Raw genomic sequence first — 16877 nt, 5'->3', positions numbered from 1 at the left:
TAAATAACGTATTTCATTATAAAAATAACAATTCCACCAACTCATCAGACCATGCCGATAAATTGCCGCCAAAACCCAGATAGCTAAATACGGTTGACCATAGCGCCACCGGATGCTGCCCACGGCCGGGCCGCCACAAAGACGGCCCGGCTATCGATCAGAAAAATCCCAGCTTGTCTTCAGCGTAGCTGACCAGCAGGTTCTTGGTTTGCTGGTAATGCTCCAGCATCATCTTGTGCGTCTCCCGGCCGATGCCGGACTGCTTGTAGCCGCCGAAGGCCGCGTGCGCCGGGTAGGCGTGATAGCAGTTGGTCCACACCCGGCCGGCCTCGATATGGCGGCCCATGAAGAAGGCGGTGTTCATGTCGCGGGTCCACACGCCTGCGCCCAGGCCGTACAAGGTGTCGTTGGCGATGGCCAGCGCCTCGTCGCGATCCTTGAACGTGGTCACCGACACCACCGGCCCGAAGATTTCCTCCTGGAAGATGCGCATCTTGTTGTGGCCGTGGAACACGGTGGGCTGGATGTAGAAGCCGCCGGACAGATCGCCGTCCAGCTGCGCGCGCGCGCCGCCAGCCAGCACCTTGGCGCCCTCGTCGCGGCCGATCGCCAGATAGCTCTGGATCTTGTCCATCTGCTCCTGCGACGCCTGCGCGCCTATCATCGTCGCCGGGTCCAGCGGATTGCCCTGCTTGATCGCCGCGACGCGTACCAGCGCCTTTTCCATGAAGCGGTCGTAGATGGATTCGTGGATCAGCGCGCGACTGGGGCAGGTGCACACTTCGCCCTGGTTCAGCGCGAACATCACGAAACCCTCGATCGCCTTGTCGAGGAAGGCATCGTCTTTCGCGGCGACGTCGCCGAAGAAGATGTTCGGCGATTTGCCGCCGAGCTCCAGCGTGACCGGGATCAGGTTCTGGCTGGCGTATTGCATGATCAGTCGACCGGTTCCGGTTTCGCCGGTGAAGGCGATCTTGGCGATGCGCTTGGAACTGGCCAGCGGCTTGCCGGCCTCGACGCCGAAACCGTTGACCACATTGAGCACGCCCGGCGGCAGCAGGTCGCCGATCAGCTCCATCAGCACCAGGATGGACAGCGGCGTCTGCTCGGCCGGCTTCAACACCACGCAGTTGCCGGCGGCCAGCGCCGGCGCCAGTTTCCATGCCGCCATCAGGATGGGGAAGTTCCACGGGATGATCTGACCGACCACGCCCAGCGGCTCGTGGAAGTGATAGGACACGGTATTGGCGTCTATCTCCCCCAGGCTGCCTTCCTGCGCGCGCACGCAGGAGGCGAAATAGCGGAAGTGGTCGATGGCCAGCGGGATGTCGGCGGCGCGGGTCTCGCGGATGGGCTTGCCGTTGTCCCAGGTCTCCACCTCGGCCAGCAGCGCCAGATTGGCCTCCATCCGGTCGGCTATCCTGTTCAGGACGATGGCGCGCTCGGTCACCGGGGTGTGGCCCCAGGCATAGCGGGCGGCATGGGCGGCGTCCAGCGCCAGTTCCACGTCCTGTTCGTCCGAGCGCGGAATCTCGCACAGCGGCTTGCCGGTGATCGGCGTGACGTTTTCGAAATAACGGCCGTTCACCGGCGGCGTCCAACGGCCGCCTATATAGTTTGCATAGCGGCTCTTCAGTTCAAATCCGGGCTTCAAGCTCGACATTGCGCTCTCCTCTGATTGACGGGGTTGGCCCCCTGGCCATCGTCCTACCGCAAGCGGCGTGCCAGATTTATTCATATTGCATGGCAACATCACGCCAAGCCTTGATGGCCGAGGAGAATGCGCCGCCCATTCCGCGCCGCAACAAAGTTCTATCCAGATCAATCACTTGTCAGCCCGGGAAAAGCGGAGATAATCGCCGCATCCGTTCCCGAAACCGTTTCAGGCTGGCACAGCTGTCGCGCGACGACGGCACAACCAGCGGGAGAAGTGCATGAGTCCCACCATCAGCCTGCCGCTGAACGAGCTCCGCCGCCGCTTCTTCGCCGGCCAGCCGCTGCCGGGCCAGGCGCTGCCGCCGTCCATCCTGCATTCCTGGCAACGCTGCCGCAGCCTGGGCCTGCCCGTCGGCGGGCTCGGCGGCGAACGCTTGACCGACCGCGAGCTGCGGGAGAGGCGCGAGGCCAACGCCGACTGGCTGGAAGCGGCGCGGCCGGCGCTGGCCGGCCTGTTCGAACAGGTGTCGGCCAGCGGCCTGGTGCTGGTCGTAGCCGACCGGCGCGGATGGATTCTGGACGAGTGCGGCGACATCCCCTCCCTCGACAAGGCCGAACGACTGGCGCTGGCGCCGGGCATGGACTGGAGCGAGACCTCGCGCGGCACCAATGCGATAGGCACGGCGCTGGCCGCCGCCGACTGCGCGCGGGTGCGCGGCGCCGAACACTATCTGGAACGGAACCGCGCGCTGTCGTGCGCCGCCAGCCCGCTGCTCGGTCCGCAGGGCCAGCTGCTCGGCGCGCTGGACATCAGCGGCCCCGGCCGCAAGCTGGGCGACGCGCAATGGCTGGCGCTGCTGGCCGCGCGCGGCCAGATCGAGACGCGGCTGCTGGAAGAGGCCGCCTGCCGCGGCTGGCGTTTCGATCTGCACGACGATCCGCGGCTGCTGGACAGTCCGGCGGCCTGCCGCCTGGCCTTCGACGACGACGGCCGGCTGCTGGCCGCCAACCGCGCCGGCCTCGCGTTGTGCGGGCTGGAGCCGGACGGCTGGCAGGCGCGCCGGTTCGCCGCGCTGTTCGGCCAAAGCCTGGAACACTGGCTGCGCCGGCACGGCCAGTCCGTCGGCCTGATGGAAATCGGCGCGCGGCGGCTGTCGGCCCGGCTGCGGCCGCCGCCCGGACGCCCGGCTGCGGCCGCGCCGGCCGGCAGGCCGATGCCGGAACCCCGGCCGCCGATGCCGGAACCCCGGCCGCCGATGCCGGACGGACTGCCCGGATCGTTGTTCCCCACCGCGCTCAAACTGCTGGAAGCCGACATCCCGGTGCTGCTGCTGGGCGAGACCGGCACCGGCAAGGACAGGCTGGCGCGCGCCTTGCACGCCGCCAGCAGCCGCCGCACCGCCCCCTTCGTCGCGGTCAACTGCGCGGCGATACCGGAGGGGCTGATCGAGGCCGAGCTGTTCGGCTACCAAGCGGGCGCCTATACCGGCGCCAGCCGCCAGGGCAGCAAAGGCAGGCTGCGCGAGGCCGACGGCGGCGTGCTGTTCCTGGACGAAATAGGCGACATGCCGCTCGGCCTTCAGGCGCGGCTGCTCAGGGTCATTCAGGAAAGGGAGGTGACGCCGCTGGGCGGCGGGGCGGCGAAAGGGCTGGACATCCGCCTGGTCTGCGCCACCCACCGCGAGTTGCGCGGCCTCGTCGCAGCCGGAAGCTTCCGCGCCGATCTCTACTACCGGCTATGCCACTATCCGCTGGTCCTGCCGCCGCTGCGCGAGCGCGGCGACGTGGCGGCGATCGCCCAGACGATGCTAGACGGCATGGGCGCCGCCCGGCGCGGCATCGCGCTGTCGCCGGAGCTGGCCCGCGCCTTTCGCGGCTACCGGTGGCCGGGCAATCTGCGCGAATTGTCCAATCTGCTGTCGACATTGCTGGCGCTGTCCGACGATGGCGCCTTGCTGGACATCGGACATCTGCCCGCCGCCTTGCGCGAGGACATGGCGGCGCAGGGGCGCGCGGTGGGGGACCAGGCCGTCGCCGAGCTGCTGCGCCGCTGCGGCGGGAATGCCAGCGCGGCGGCGCGGGCGCTGGGCATCAGCCGCTCGACGCTGTACCGGCGGCTGGGCAAGACGGCGAAATGACGACGGCGGAGCCGATGTCGGATGCCGGGCGCGGAAAACGGCCCGCCGCGGCGTCGCCCACCGCAACAGACAGTCGACCAAACCGGGCGCCGGCAGAAAACCGCCATCCTGCGCGGCTCGCAAAAAGACTTTGAACAGGCTCTCAGGCCGCCCCAGCCATCAAGTCGGAAAGCAGCTGTCGTATCCAGCGCTGTCCGGGATGGCCATGGTTGCGCGGGTGCCACGTCATCCCCACGCCGAAACCGCGCACCGGGAACGGGCAGGCCCGCACGTCCAGCGCGACGCGCCGCAACGACACCAGCCGCTCCGGCATCAGCGCGACGAAATCGGTCTGGGAGACGATTTCCGGCACCAGCAGGAAGGACCCCACCGACAAGGCCACCCGCCGCGACCAGCCCTGTTCGGCCAGCGCCACGTCCACCGCCGTGCTGAAATCGCCGCTGCCCAGCGATACCACCACGTGCTCCTGCGCCAGATAAGACTCCAGCGTGGCGCCTTGCCGCCAGGCGGGATGACCCGGACGGCTGATCAGCACATAACGGTCCTCGAACAAGGGGTGGGCATGCAGGCCGGAGGGCGCGCTATCGGGACTGATCAAGGCCAGGTCCACCTCGCCGCTCTCCATCTGGCGCCGCAGGCGGGCGGCCTCGAGATTGCGCACCGCCACCCTCATGCCCGGCGCCACCTCGCGCAGGCGCTTGATCAGCGGGATCGCCGCCACCGCCTGAGTGTAGTCGGTGCACGCCAGCTGCAAGGTCATTTCGGCCTCCGCCGGATCGAAATCCTGATGCGTCATCAAGGTTTCGCGCACCTGCCTCAACGAGGCCTGCAACGGGGCCAGCAGCTGTTCCGCCTTGGCGGTCGGCCGCATGCCGCGCGGGGCGGGCAGCAGCAGCGGATCGCCGAACAGATCGCGCAGCCTCGCCAGCTGGGCGCTGACGGCCGGCTGGCTCAGGTGCAGCCGCGCCGCGGCCCGGGTGACGTTGCGCTCCTCCAGCAACGCTTCCAGCGTTTGCAGCAGGTTCAGATCGAGGCGTCTGGTATCCACTTGATGAATGCCTGGTAAAAAATCTATCGATTTCACTTATTTATCATGCCGGGCCACACTGGCGCCACCCCAATCCGCCCCACGGAGCCGCCATGAGCCGTACCGTCCTGCTGGTCTACGCCCAGCCCGAACCCACCTCGCTGACCCGCAGCCTGGCCGATGCCGCCGTCGACACGTTGACCCGCCAGGGGCACACCGTGCTGCAATCCGATCTGTACGGCATGCGCTGGAAGGCGGTGCTGGACGCCGACGACTTCCCCGAGCGCGTCGATACGGAGCGGCTGTCCTTCATCGCCGAGTCCGGTCACGCCTACGCCAACGCCACGCAGCCGCCCGACGTGGCCGAGGAGCAACGCAAGCTTCTGGCCGCAGACGCGGTGATCTTCCTGTTCCCGCTGTGGTGGTACGGCATGCCGGCCATCCTGAAAGGCTGGTTCGAAAGGGTGTTCGCCTACGGCTTCGGCTACGGCTACCGCGGCGAAGGCAATCGGCTGCGTTACGGCGACGGCCTGCTGAAGGGAAAACGCGCCTTGCTGGCGACGACGACGGGCGGCGCGGAGCGCGACTTCGGGCCCCGCGGCATCAACGGCCCGCTGAAGGAGCTGCTGTTCCCGGTCACCCACGGCTGCCTGTTCTATCCCGGCATGGACGTGCTGCCCATCCACGCGGTATATGGCGTCAACCGTCTCGGCCGCGAGGAAATAGAACGGCAACTGGACATCTGGCGACAGCGGCTGGCCGGACTGTTCGACGAGGCGCCGATTCCGTTCCGCCGCCAGAACGGCGGCGACTATCCGGACGGCCACCAGTTGGCTGAGCACGTCGCGCCGGGCGCGGAGGGCATGTGGGCGCACGTCGCGGCGCCGCGCGACTACGCGCCGCGGCCGCTTGCCGAGGAAACCGCCGGACAATGAAAAACGGCGGGGATCCGGGATCCCCGCCGTTTTCTCATCCCCAGCCGCCCGGATCAGAAGCCGAAGGCGGCCTTCTCCTCGGCGCTCAGGTGCCGCCATTCGCCGACCGGCAGCTCGCCGAGAACGATCGCGCCCAGGCTTTCGCGGTGCAGCGCCTCGACGCGGTTGCTGGCCGCCGCCACCATGCGCTTCACCTGGTGGTACTTGCCCTCGGTGATGGTCAGCACGATGGTGTGGGCGTCGATCTGCTCAACGCTGTCGGCGGCGAACTCGCGCGCCTCGTCGTTCAGGTAGACACCGCTCTGCAGCTTGGCGATCAGCTCCGGCGTCGCCTCGTGCTTCAAGGTGACGCGGTAGACCTTGGGCACCAGTTTCTTCGGCGAGCTGAGCGCGTGGATGAACTGGCCGTCGTTGGACAACAGGATCAAACCGGTGGTGTCCACATCCAGCCGTCCCACCGCGCTGACATCCAGATTGGCGAACTGGTCCGGCAGCAGCCGATAGATGCTGGGATGGCAGTGCGGCTTGTGCGAAGTCTCGTAATTGGCCGGCTTGTGCAGCAAGAGGTAGAGCGGGCCGATCACCAGCGGCCACGGCTCGCCGTCCACCGCCAGGCTGGAGATGCCGGTCAGCTCGAACTGGGCGCGGTAATCGTCCACCACCTCGCCGTCCACTTCCACCAGCCCGTATTCGATCAGCTGGCGGCATTCCTTGCGGCCGCCGAAGCCTTGTTGTTGCAACAGTCGATAGAGTTCCATGGCCGGATGGTAGCACGCGCGCCGACGGCTTGCCTGCGGCGGCGGCCGACGCCATAGTCAGCAGGATGGCGATAGACGAAGGGGATGGCATGCCGTACCAGAAATACGCACTGCACAGCCTGGGCTGGGTGCGCTATCAGCGGCGGCGCATCCTGCATGCGACGCTGTTCAGCGCGCTGCTGTTCGCGCCGGCGGCGGCGCTGACGCTGGCCGGGCACGGCGCCGGCGTCTTCCTGTTCGCGCTGGCGGCCAACTACAGCGCGCTGTGCCTGGTGCTGGCGCGCCGGCTGCAGCCATTATCGCTGCTGGCCATCCCCGGACTCTACCTGGCCGGCCGGCTGTGCGCCGGCCATCCGGCCTTGATGCTGGCCCTGCTGGCGGCCGCCCTGGCGCTGCAGGCGCTGAGCGCGCGCCGAGGTCTGCACAAAGGCGTTCAGTTCTGGCTGTTCGCGCTGCTGCTGGGCAACATGACGCCGGCGGCGGCGATTCCGCCGTGGCAGGAGGCTGCCTGGATGTTGCTGGGCGCAGGCTACGGAGGCGCGCTGGCCCGGCTGGGCCTGAAGGACTGGTTCCGCGTGCTGCCGGCGGCCTCCGCCGCCGACGCGCGCCGCTACGCCTGGCACTTGCTGCCCTGGGGCATGCTGGCCTGGCTGGCCAGCGGCTGGATGCGCGGCGCGCACGCGTGGTGGCTGCCCATCGCCGCCGTCGCCATTCCCGACCCGTCGCCGGAGCAGATGTTGCGGCTGGCCCGAGAACGGACGATAGGCACGCTGGGCGGCGCGCTGCTCGGCGGCGTGCTGTACTGGTCGCAACGCGCGCTGGACGCCCCGCCGCTGGCCCACGTGCTGGTGCTGGCGCTGCTGCAGACGGCGGTGTTGATCGCGATGCGGCACAGCTTCCGCGTCTTCGTCGCCCTGCTGACCGCGCTGGTGCTGTCGCTGCTGCCGCCGGAGCAACTGGCCCGCGGCGCGTTGGAGCGGGTGGAGGACACGCTGATCGCCGCCCTGCTGTTCGCGGCGCTGGCCTGGTTCCTGCGGCAGCGGGCATAGAGCCTGCTCAAGGTCTTTTTGCGGCATCGGCGGCTTTCTGCCGGATGCAGGGCGCGAAAAATGGCCCCGGAAGGCAGCCCGGCCGGCAGGCCATCTGCGGCGTTGTCAGGCTAGGCCTTGGAATCACCAAGGCCTGCGCCCTCCGCCTTGCATCTGGCCTGCCGGCTGGGCTGCGATGCTCACAAAAAGACCTGGAACAGGCTCTTAGCCCCTGCTAGGACTGCAGGGACGGCACAGGATCGGCGACGCAGACACGGTCCCGCCCCTGGCTCTTCGCTCGGTACAGGGCCTCGTCGGCGGCCCGCACCACGGTTTCGGCGTCCTCGCCGTGCAGCGGACTGAGCGCCAGCCCTATCGACAGCGTCAGCGACAGCGAGTGGCCCAGCGCTTCGATCGGCATCTCCCGCACCGCCCGGCACAGTCCCTCGGCCTTGGCGTGCGCCGCCTCCAGCGAGGCGCCGGGCAACAAGACGAAAAACTCCTCGCCGCCGTAGCGGCAGACGATGTCGCCGCTGCGGAAATGGTCGCTCAGATAGGCGCCGAGCGCAGTCAGCACCGCATCGCCGCAGCGGTGGCCGTAACTGTCGTTGATGCGCTTGAAATGGTCGGCGTCCACCATCAGCACCGCCACGCCGCGATGCAGCGCCAGCATGTGAGACAGCACCCTGGGCAGGATTTCGTCCAGGTGGCGGCGATTGAACAGGCCGGTCAGCGGATCGCGCAGCGCCTGTTCGCGCAGCCCCTGCTGCAACAGCTCGATCTCGTCGACATGGCGGCGCAGCGAGGCGTTGGCGTCGTGCAGGCGCTGCTCCAGTCGCTTGCGCTCGCTGATGTCGTTGATGCCGTTGATCACATACCAAACCTGCTCGCTCTTCACCACCGAACAGGAAATCAGCGCCCAGAACTCGCGTCCCTGCGCGTTTTTCAGCTTGACCTCCCTGTCCTGCACCGGCTTGCCGGCGCGCAGCGACTGCGCCACCTGTTCGCGCTCGGCGGGATCGACGTAGAAGTCCTGCACGCGCAACGCCTGCTCCTGCCGCAGCCGGGTGCCGAACAGCTCCTCGGCGCGGGCGTTGGCATAGATCAGTTCGCCGCCGGCCAAGCGGTTCATCGCCAGCGGAAACGGCGCGGCGTCTGCCAGCAGCCTGAGCCTGGCCTCGCTCTCCGCCAGCTGGTCGCTGCGCTCGCTCATCCGCGCCGCCAGCTCCCGGTTGGCGCGCCGCAGGCGGGCCGCCTCGCGCCGGCGTCCGCCCAGCCAGGCCCAGCCGGCCAGCAGGGCCGCGGCCTGTCCGAGCAAAGGCAGGCCCGGCCGCAGCCAGTCTGGCGGCAAGACCGCGGCGCAGCCGGCGCAGACCAGGGCCGCGCCGGCCTGCAAGCCGATGAATCCCCCTATGCTGCTCCATGCAGCGGTGTTAGACGGCATCTCTCGCCCCGTGCTTGAGGACCGGCGAACGCGGCCGGCGATTTGTTATGCATTCAAGATTAGCCGCAGCGGCCGGACAAATCCATCGCCGGCCGGTTGGCGCACCGCCGCCTGACCGGAGATCCGGCGCCGGCCCTCGACGACCGCACCGCAAAATCACGAGCTCGAGCGTTATACATGTCGCTGATTCAACTTGATATTGTTAGGATTACGGTAATCATATAAAGCGGATACCGTCGAAAGGAAAGCCATGCGCTATCCGGATTCGCACAAGGCCCAGACCCGTCGGCGCATCGTGTCTATGGCCGCGCTGCGCTTTCGCGCCGAAGGACTGGCGAATGTCGGCATCGCCAATCTGATGGCCGATCTTGGCCTGACCCACGGCGGCTTCTACGCCCATTTCCCCAGCAAGGAGGCGCTGGTCGCGGCGGCCTGCGGCGAGGCGCTGGAACAGATGCGCCGGCATTGGCGGGCGCAGCTGCCGCTGGCCGACAACGGCGCCTGCGTCGCCACGCTGGCCAGCGACTACCTCAGCCCCGGCCACCGCGACTTTCCCGATTCCGGCTGCGTGGCCGCGGCGCTGGCCGGCGAGTTGGCGCGCCAGGGGCCGGCGGTGCGGCAACGCTTCTCCGACGGCCTGCTGCCGCTGCTGGCCTTGCTGGAGGAGGCCCGGCGCCGCGACGGCAAGGGCTTGAAACCGACGGTGGCGCTGGCGCTGATGGTCGGCGCGCTGACGCTGTCGCGGGCGGTCAGCGATCCGGCGCTGTCGCAACGGATGCTGGACGAGGCGCTGTCGGCGCTGGCCGGCTAGCGCAAAAAGACTTTGGACAGGCGCTAAGGCGAAACGCTGCGGGGCGCGAGGCAGGCCTCGCGCGTCTCCTGCAGCAGCCGCTCGAAATCGCCGCTGTCCTGCAAGGCCTTCAGGCCGCGGTTGAAGCGCTCGACCAGCTCCGGACCGCGCGCGTGCTTGCGCCAGATCACCACATGCAGCGGCGCCGACCAGAACGAGCGGCTCTGCGCCTCCAGCTGGCTGCCCAGCGCCGGGCTGAAATGATGGGCGATCAGGTATTTGCCGACCTCCTGGTCGATGGGAAACAGGTCGATGCGGCCGGCCAGCAGCTTGCGCAGATTGATCAGGTCGTCCGGCGCGCTGTCCACCGCCATCAGGCCGCGGTGGGCCTCGGTGTCGAACTCGTCGGAATAGAAATTTCCGACGGTGACGCCGACGCGGGCGCCTTTCAGATCGGCCCAGCGGCTCCACTCCAGCCTGTGGTCCTTGCGCTGGAAAAACACCATGCGGGCCGACAGCACCGGCTGCGTGTACAGCAGGTCGCGCTTGCGCTCCGGCGTCGGCGCCCAGCCGAAACTGCCGTCCACCTGGCCGTTGCGGGCCGATTGCAGCGTGCGGTTGTTCGGATAATAGCGATAGGTGACGTCGACGCCGCCGCGGGCGAAGGCTTCCTTCACCAGGCGCGACAAAATGCCGTCGTACGGCAGATCCTGGCCCATATACGGCGGCCATTCCTGATTCGACAGCGTGATCTTGAGGCGCGGGGCAGCCTCAACCGGAGACGCGAACAACGCGACCCAGCTCAGGATACCCAGCAGATAGCCGTGGTATCGCATTGTTTTCCCGATTCCCGCAAAGTCAGCAAGCCGTCTTTTGTTCTGTGCGCTGCAGACCGTCTTGTGCTGAGCATAACCGGCAAAACGGCGTCCTTCAATGTGATCGGGGCCGGTGCAATTCACATCCGGCCCCGCGGCGCATCAACGGCTCTTAGGCGGGTTGAACAGCGCGGCGCGCGGCGCGGCCGGCTTGGCGGAACGGTTGCCGTCCTGGCGGCCCTGGCCGGACGACTGGCCCTGCCCCTGGCGCGGACCGCCGCGATGGCCGTGGCCGGCCGGCTTGCTTTCGGTCTGATGGCGCGGCTTGGCCGGCGCATTGCGCGACTGGCCCTGCCCCTGGCCGCGACCCTGGCCCTGGCTGCGGCCCTGACCCTGGCCTCGACCGCGCGCGCCGCCGCCCATCGGGATCGGTTCCGGCTTGACGTTGAGGTCGGCCTCGAAGCCCGGCACGGTGAAGCGTTCGATCGACATCTTGATCAGCTTCTCGATGTCGCGCAGGAAGCTGAATTCATCGACGCAGACCAGCGACAGCGCTTCGCCCGGGCTGCCGGCGCGGCCGGTGCGGCCGATGCGGTGCACATAGTCTTCCGGCACATTCGGCAACTCGAAGTTGACCACGTGCGGCAGCTGGTCGATGTCCAGGCCGCGCGCGGCGATGTCGGTGGCGACCAGCACCTGCAACTCGCCGCTCTTGAAGTCAGCCAAAGCGCGGGTTCGCGCGTTCTGGCTCTTGTTGCCGTGAATGGCGGCGGCCGGGATGCCGATCTTGTCCAGCTTCTCCGCCAGGCGGTTGGCGCCGTGCTTGGTGCGGGTGAACACCAGCACCTGAAACCAGTTGTTTTCGCGGATCAGGTGGATCAGCAGATCGGTCTTCCTGTCGCGGTCGACCAGGTGGACCTTCTGGCTCACCAGCTCGTTGGTGGTGTTGCGGCGCGCCACTTCCACCAGCTTGGGATTGTCCAGCAGCTTGTCCGCCAGCGCCTTGATCTCGTCGGAGAAGGTGGCCGAGAACAGCAGGTTCTGCCGCTTCGCCGGCAGCTTGGCCAGCACCTTCTTGATGTCGTGGATGAAGCCCATGTCCAGCATGCGGTCGGCTTCGTCCAGCACCAGGATTTCGACGCCGGACAGGTCCACCGTCTTCTGGCCCGCATGGTCGAGCAGGCGGCCCGGCGTCGCCACCAGGATGTCCACCGGCGCGCGCAGCGCCTTGATCTGCGGATTGATGTTGACGCCGCCGAACATCACCAGCGACTTCAACGGCAGGTATTTGCTATAAGTACGTACCGACTCTTCCACCTGGGCGGCCAGTTCGCGGGTCGGCGTCAGCACCAGCGCGCGCGGACGGCCCGGCTGGCGGCTGGGCGCGCGCATCAACAGTTGCAGCAGCGGCAGCGTGAAACCGGCGGTCTTGCCGGTGCCGGTCTGGGCCGCGGCCAGCAGATCGCCGCCTTGCAGCACCTGCGGAATCGCCTGCGCCTGAATCGGGGTCGGCGTGGTATAACCGGTATCGGCCACCGCGCGCAGCAGGGGGTCGGCCAAGCCTAGGTCGGCGAAGGTAAGATCGGACATAATATGCTCCTGCGACGGCCCATCGCAGAACTGCGACCAATCCAGGCTGACGGGAAAAGAAGTTGAACTCGAGAATGAGAGCGGCGCGCGGGACTGGCACTCGCGCGAAGCGCCGCAGTTTACAGGCAATCGCCGGGGATGGGAACTCGCCGCCCCCGTCGATGCCGGCCGGGCGGCTCCGGCCGCCTGCTTACACGATAGTCGTTTTTAAGGATTGAATATGTCCGTAGCCGCGCGCAGGCTGATAGGCTTGCTGCTGTTGCTCCCCGCCATGGCCATCGCCGCCAAGGCCGACCATGGCCACGGCGCCGGCGGACCCGGCCGGCCGTCTCAGGTCGAAGACACGACGGCGCCGCCGCCGCCGCCGGTTGCCACCGACTTCAATTGCGATCAGCCGGCCAACACGATAGAAGGCATGGTTTGCCAGGACGAGAGCCTGACCCGGCTCGACAACCGGCTGGAAAAGGTCTACGCCCAGGCGATGGGCCAGGCCGAGCAGCTGCGCAACGGCGGCCAGGCCAAGCTGATCGCCGAGCAGAAGCGCTGGGTCAAAAACCTGAAGGATTGCCTGAAGGGCGACGACGCCCATATGTGCCTCGGCGACGCCTACATCCTGCGCATCTCCCAGCTGCAGGCCGCCTGGAATCTGGTACCGTCGCTGACGCCGCTGCGCTATCTGTGCCGCGGCCAGCCGTCGTCGACCATACTGGCCACCTTCTACCGCACCCATCCCGCCACCGCCAAGCTGGAGCGCGGCAACACGCTGGTGATCATCCACCAGGGCATCAGCGGCAGCGGCGCCCGCTATCAGGGCCAGGGCGTCGAGTTCTGGATCAAGGGCCGCGACGCCAGCGTCAACTGGCGCGGCGAATCGCTGGAGTGCAGCAGCCAGCCCTCGCCCTGAGCCGCGGCTGCGGTTAGAATCCGGGCTCGCCCGCGCCGCGCCCCGCGCCGGGCGCAACCCGATTAGCGAAGACCGCCATGGCCCTGAACGCCACCATTTACAAAGCCACGCTGACCTTGTCCGACATGGACCGCGGCTATTACGCCACCCACGCGCTGACGCTGGCCCAGCATCCGTCGGAAACGCTGGAACGGATGATGCTGCGCATCGTCGCCTTCGCGCTCAACGCCAGCGAAACGCTGGCCTTCACCCGCGGCCTATGCGCCGACGATGAGCCGGAACTGTGGCAGAAGAATTACGCCGACGAGATCGAGCTATGGGTGGACCTGGGCGAGCCGGACGAAAAGCGGCTGAAGAAAGCCTGCTCGCGCTCCGAGCGCGCGGTGCTGTACAGCTACGGCGGCCGCGCCAGCGAAGTATGGTGGGGCCAGAACGAAAGCAAGCTCGCCCGCCTGGACAAGCTGGAGGTCTTCCGCATCGATTTTGACGCGCTGCAGGCGCTGGCCGCGCTCGCGGAGCGCAGCATGCAGCTGACCGCCACCATTCAGGACGGCCAGCTGTGGCTGAGCTGCGGCGATCAGACCATCTTGCTGGAGCCGGCGCGGCTGAAGTGACGCGCCAGCCAGTCGCCCAGCCATTGCAGCAGCTTGGGACGGGATGGCGGACGGCGGCGCGCGGCCTGCATGCCTGCCAGCCACCGGCGCTGGCGCAGCGTCTGTCCGCCGTCTCTGCGGGCAGGCAGGCGGCTGAGGATCGCCACGCCGGATGCCTCGCGACAGCTGCGGCGCAGCGCGGTTCTGACGGGTACAGCCATTTATCGCTTCTCCACGCGCGGAATCACCCGCCCATGCTAGACGGCCCGCGCTCAAATTCCGGCAAAAATCGCCCGATTCCGCATAAATAAAGCCTAAATTTCCGTCCTGCGATATCCTGTTCCACGTGAAACCCGCCCAGGAACCGTCCCATGCTCGCACTGCGACCCGCCCATGCCGGTGACGTGCCCTCCATCGCCGCCCTGCACGCCGCCAGCTGGCGCGCGAGCTACCGCGGCATCCTGCCGGACGACTATCTGGACCAGCGCGCCGCTGACGAAAGGCTGGCCCTGTGGCGCGGCCGTTTCCGCCGGCCTTCACCGCCCTGGGTCCGCCTGGCCTGCTGGGACGGCGAGACGGTCGGCTTCGTCTGCCTGTTGCCGGAAGAGGCGCCGGAGCTGGGCGTATACCTCGATAATCTGCACGTGCTCCCCGGCCAGCAAGGGCGGGGCATAGGCCGTGCGCTGATGGCCGCCGCTGCCGCCGAGGCCGAACGCATCGCGCCCGGCCGGCCGCTCTATTTATGGGTGTACGAACGCAACGCCGACGCCTGCGCCGTCTACGACAAGCTGGGCGGCACCGTGATGGAGCGCCGCGTGGCGGACACCCCGGCAGGCACCCGGGCCGTCGCGCTGCGCTACAGCTGGGCCGATCCGGCGCGCCTGCTCGCCGACAAGGCTTGAGCGACGGCAACACGCCTCTCCGCCGCGCCGCTACAATGGCGCCATGCCCGCTCTCAAATATCTGCTGCAGTATCCGCCCTCCCTGGTCCAGCAGGCCCAGGCGCTGGCCGATGCCGGCGAACTCGGCCACTGGCTGCGCAACAAATACCCGGACGGCCACGACGTGCAGACCGACAAGGCGCTGTACCAGTTCGTCGCCGCCTTGAAGCAGCGCCATCTGAAAAACGCGCCGCTGCCGGCCAAGGTGCTGTACGACAACCGCCAGCACCCGCTGAAAGGCACTTTGGGCACCAACACCACCATTTCCCGGGTCCAGGGCGCCCGGCTGAAAAGCAAGAGCGAAATCCGCATCGCCTCGCTGTTCCGCGAACTGCCGCAGCCCTTTTTGCAGATGATCGCGGTGCACGAGCTGGCGCATCTGCGCGAGCGGGAGCACGACAAAGCTTTCTACCAGTTATGCCTCCATATGCTGCCCGACTACCACCAGCTGGAATTCGATCTCAGGCTGTGGCTGAACTGGCGCGAACAGGAACCGGACTGAGCGTCGCCGCCATTTATTCCCCGCAAGAATAACAAAACAATTCCATATTATTTTTACCGCTATTCTGCGCGCGCTACAGTCAGGGCATCGTTACCGCGGGAAGCCGCCATGTTCGCCACGCTGCAACCGTTCGACCTGATCATACAGCCCGGCTGGCACAATTCCGGCCCGCGCCACTGGCAGAGCCACTGGCAACGCAGGCTGGGGGCCCGCCGCGTCGACAACGCCGACTGGGAGAGACCGCTGCTGGACGACTGGCTGGACGGTCTGGACGCGGCGCTGGCGCGCTGCGCCAAGCCGGCCCTGGTGATCGCCCACAGCCTGGGCTGCATCGCCGTCGCCCATTACGCCGAGCGCGAGCCGGCCCGCATCGCCGGCGCCCTGCTGGTGGCGCCGGCCGACGTCGAGCGCGCCTTCGCGCCCGCGGCGCTGCTGGACTTCGCGCCGGTGCCGCGCACGCCGCTGCCGTTTCCGGCCAAGATCGTCGCCAGCAGCAACGATCCGTTCTGCAAGACCGCGCGCGCCGCGCGGCTGGCCGGCTACTGGCAGGCCCCGATCACCTGGCTGCAGCACGCCGGCCACATCAATACCGACTCCGGCCACCAGCAATGGGAGGAAGGCTGGCCGCTGCTGCGCCAGTTGGCCTGGCGCGCCCAGCGCCACCACGAATCGCAGCCTGGAAGCGCGATGGTCTAGACTGGAAGCGTCGCCCCCCTCGCCCGCTCCCGCCATGCGCGTCGCCCTCATCCCGTTTTCCTGCCTGCCGCTGTTGGCCGGCCTGTGCCAAGCTGCCGAGCCGGTCCGGATCGGCATCACCGTCGGCGCGCTGGACAACCCGTTCTACCAGGCGCTGGCGCGCGGCGCGGTGCAAGCCGCCCACAGCCTGAATCCCGCCGTGCGCATCACCTCGCTGTCGGCCAACTTCACGCTGGCGCAGCAACAACGGCAGATGCGCGAGTTGATCGCGCTGAAGGTAGACCTGATCCTGCTGGGGGCGGTGGACAGCCACGCCATCGCGCCGCAGGTCCGCGCCGCCCGTGCCGCCGGCATCACCGTGGTGGCCGTCGATGTCGATGCGCCCCACGTCGACGGCACGGTGAAATCGGACAACCGCCAGGCCGGCGAAATCGTCTGCCGCTATCTGGCGCAGCGGCTGCATGGCCAGGGCCGCGTGCTGATCCAGGGCGGCCCGCCGATCACCTCGGTCAGCGAGCGCATCGCCGGCTGCCGCGCCGCGCTGTCGGCCTTTTCCGGCGTCACGACGATCAACGACGGCGCCAACGGCCTAGGCTCCAGCCTCGGCGGCCAGCGCGCGATGCAGCAGGACCTGCGGCGCTTCGCCCGCATCGACGCGGTGTTCGCCATCAACGACCGACAGGCGCTGGGCATCGAAAAGGCGCTGGACGCGGCCGGACTGCGTCAGGTGCTGATCGGCGCGGTGGACGGCTCGCCCGACATCGAGCGGGCGCTGAAGCTGCCCGGCCGCGTCGTCGCCTCGGCCAGCCAGTCACCCTACCAGATAGGCCGCGAGGCGGTGCGGCTCGGCATGCGGCTGCGCCGCGGCGAGGGCGGCCAGCGGCTGGTCACGGTGCCGGTGACGCTGGTCACGCGCGCCAATCTGGCCGACTACCGCGGCTGGCAAAGCCCGGTCCCGCCATCCGGCAGCCGCTGAACCGCCTCGTCCGCAGCAAAGATTGTAAACACGGGCCTGGCGCTTTGACCTGGGCGGCCGGCGGTGTCACACTGCCGGACCGAC

General features: G+C 68.0%; 17 protein-coding genes. 10 read left to right on the top strand and 7 right to left on the bottom strand.

All coding sequences use genetic code 11. From position 1 onward, the window contains the following. Window positions 1-157 precede the first annotated feature (157 nt). Window positions 158-1663 carry an aldehyde dehydrogenase gene (adh, locus tag WNM05_RS01820; protein WP_434632014.1) on the bottom strand — a complete coding sequence of 502 codons (1506 nt, stop codon included), beginning with the start codon at window positions 1661-1663 and terminating at the stop codon, window positions 158-160. A gap of 271 nt (window positions 1664-1934) precedes the next feature. On the opposite strand from adh, the gene WNM05_RS01815 reads away from it, so the two are divergent. Continuing rightward, on the top strand, window positions 1935-3794 hold the full coding sequence (locus WNM05_RS01815) for a sigma-54-dependent Fis family transcriptional regulator (protein WP_434632013.1): 1860 nt from the start codon (window positions 1935-1937) through the stop codon (window positions 3792-3794). Between the two features lie 142 nt (window positions 3795-3936). Here WNM05_RS01815 and WNM05_RS01810 read toward each other — a convergent pair whose 3' ends face one another. Beyond that, window positions 3937-4842 (bottom strand): LysR family transcriptional regulator, encoded by a 906-nt coding sequence (locus tag WNM05_RS01810; protein ID WP_434632011.1) that lies wholly within the window; start codon window positions 4840-4842, stop codon window positions 3937-3939. Window positions 4843-4934: 92 nt separating this feature from the next. Here WNM05_RS01810 and WNM05_RS01805 point away from each other — a divergent pair, with 92 nt between their 5' ends. Beyond that, the gene (locus WNM05_RS01805) at window positions 4935-5756 is read left to right on the top strand and encodes an NAD(P)H-dependent oxidoreductase (protein ID WP_434632009.1); all 822 of its coding nucleotides are present in this window, start codon (window positions 4935-4937) and stop codon (window positions 5754-5756) included. A gap of 53 nt (window positions 5757-5809) precedes the next feature. Here WNM05_RS01805 and WNM05_RS01800 read toward each other — a convergent pair whose 3' ends face one another. Beyond that, a complete protein-coding gene (locus WNM05_RS01800) occupies window positions 5810-6514 on the bottom strand; it encodes a pseudouridine synthase (RefSeq protein ID WP_434632007.1) in 705 nt (234 codons plus the stop codon). A gap of 89 nt (window positions 6515-6603) precedes the next feature. Between WNM05_RS01800 and WNM05_RS01795 the strand changes: the two genes are divergently transcribed. Then, a complete protein-coding gene (locus tag WNM05_RS01795; protein ID WP_434632005.1) occupies window positions 6604-7563 on the top strand; it encodes an FUSC family protein in 960 nt (319 codons plus the stop codon). A gap of 214 nt (window positions 7564-7777) precedes the next feature. On the opposite strand, the gene WNM05_RS01790 is transcribed toward WNM05_RS01795, so the two are convergent. Next, window positions 7778-8986 (bottom strand): diguanylate cyclase, encoded by a 1209-nt coding sequence (locus tag WNM05_RS01790; protein ID WP_434632003.1) that lies wholly within the window; start codon window positions 8984-8986, stop codon window positions 7778-7780. 250 nt (window positions 8987-9236) lie between these two features. Between WNM05_RS01790 and WNM05_RS01785 the strand changes: the two genes are divergently transcribed. After that, on the top strand, window positions 9237-9797 hold the full coding sequence (locus WNM05_RS01785) for a TetR/AcrR family transcriptional regulator (protein WP_434632001.1): 561 nt from the start codon (window positions 9237-9239) through the stop codon (window positions 9795-9797). 23 nt (window positions 9798-9820) lie between these two features. On the opposite strand, the gene WNM05_RS01780 is transcribed toward WNM05_RS01785, so the two are convergent. Next, complete coding sequence (locus tag WNM05_RS01780) at window positions 9821-10612, bottom strand: substrate-binding periplasmic protein (RefSeq protein WP_434632000.1); 792 nt, start codon at window positions 10610-10612, stop codon at window positions 9821-9823. A gap of 141 nt (window positions 10613-10753) precedes the next feature. Further along, complete coding sequence (locus tag WNM05_RS01775) at window positions 10754-12181, bottom strand: DEAD/DEAH box helicase (RefSeq protein ID WP_434631998.1); 1428 nt, start codon at window positions 12179-12181, stop codon at window positions 10754-10756. A gap of 220 nt (window positions 12182-12401) precedes the next feature. Between WNM05_RS01775 and WNM05_RS01770 the strand changes: the two genes are divergently transcribed. Next, complete coding sequence (locus tag WNM05_RS01770) at window positions 12402-13085, top strand: MliC family protein (protein ID WP_434631996.1); 684 nt, start codon at window positions 12402-12404, stop codon at window positions 13083-13085. Window positions 13086-13162: 77 nt separating this feature from the next. Then, window positions 13163-13699, top strand: a complete 537-nt coding sequence (locus WNM05_RS01765) for a YaeQ family protein (protein WP_434631994.1) — start codon at window positions 13163-13165, stop codon at window positions 13697-13699. On the opposite strand, the gene WNM05_RS01760 is transcribed toward WNM05_RS01765, so the two are convergent. Continuing rightward, window positions 13663-13899, bottom strand: a complete 237-nt coding sequence (locus WNM05_RS01760) for a hypothetical protein (RefSeq protein ID WP_434631992.1) — start codon at window positions 13897-13899, stop codon at window positions 13663-13665. The two genes, WNM05_RS01765 and WNM05_RS01760, sit on opposite strands and share 37 nt — an antisense overlap. 150 nt (window positions 13900-14049) lie before the next feature. On the opposite strand from WNM05_RS01760, the gene WNM05_RS01755 reads away from it, so the two are divergent. The 4 genes from WNM05_RS01755 (at window position 14050) to WNM05_RS01740 (ending at window position 16793) form a co-directional block, all read left to right on the top strand. Continuing rightward, entirely contained in the window at window positions 14050-14580 is a 531-nt protein-coding gene (locus WNM05_RS01755) for a GNAT family N-acetyltransferase (RefSeq protein ID WP_434631990.1), read from the top strand. A 43-nt stretch (window positions 14581-14623) separates the two neighbouring features. Next, window positions 14624-15121: a YgjP-like metallopeptidase domain-containing protein gene (locus WNM05_RS01750; protein ID WP_434631988.1), complete on the top strand. Its 498-nt coding sequence runs from the start codon at window positions 14624-14626 to the stop codon at window positions 15119-15121. A 108-nt stretch (window positions 15122-15229) separates the two neighbouring features. After that, window positions 15230-15817 (top strand): alpha/beta hydrolase, encoded by a 588-nt coding sequence (locus WNM05_RS01745; protein WP_434631986.1) that lies wholly within the window; start codon window positions 15230-15232, stop codon window positions 15815-15817. A 34-nt stretch (window positions 15818-15851) separates the two neighbouring features. Continuing rightward, the gene (locus WNM05_RS01740) at window positions 15852-16793 is read left to right on the top strand and encodes a substrate-binding domain-containing protein (RefSeq protein WP_434631984.1); all 942 of its coding nucleotides are present in this window, start codon (window positions 15852-15854) and stop codon (window positions 16791-16793) included. Window positions 16794-16877: the final 84 nt, after the last annotated feature.

Origin of the sequence: Chromobacterium sp. CV08, assembly GCF_051129845.1 — a bacterium.
Lineage (GTDB): Bacteria > Pseudomonadota > Gammaproteobacteria > Burkholderiales > Chromobacteriaceae > Chromobacterium.
The sequence above is the reverse complement of the archived record's forward strand: the minus strand, read 5'-3'. Positions and strand labels throughout refer to the sequence as shown.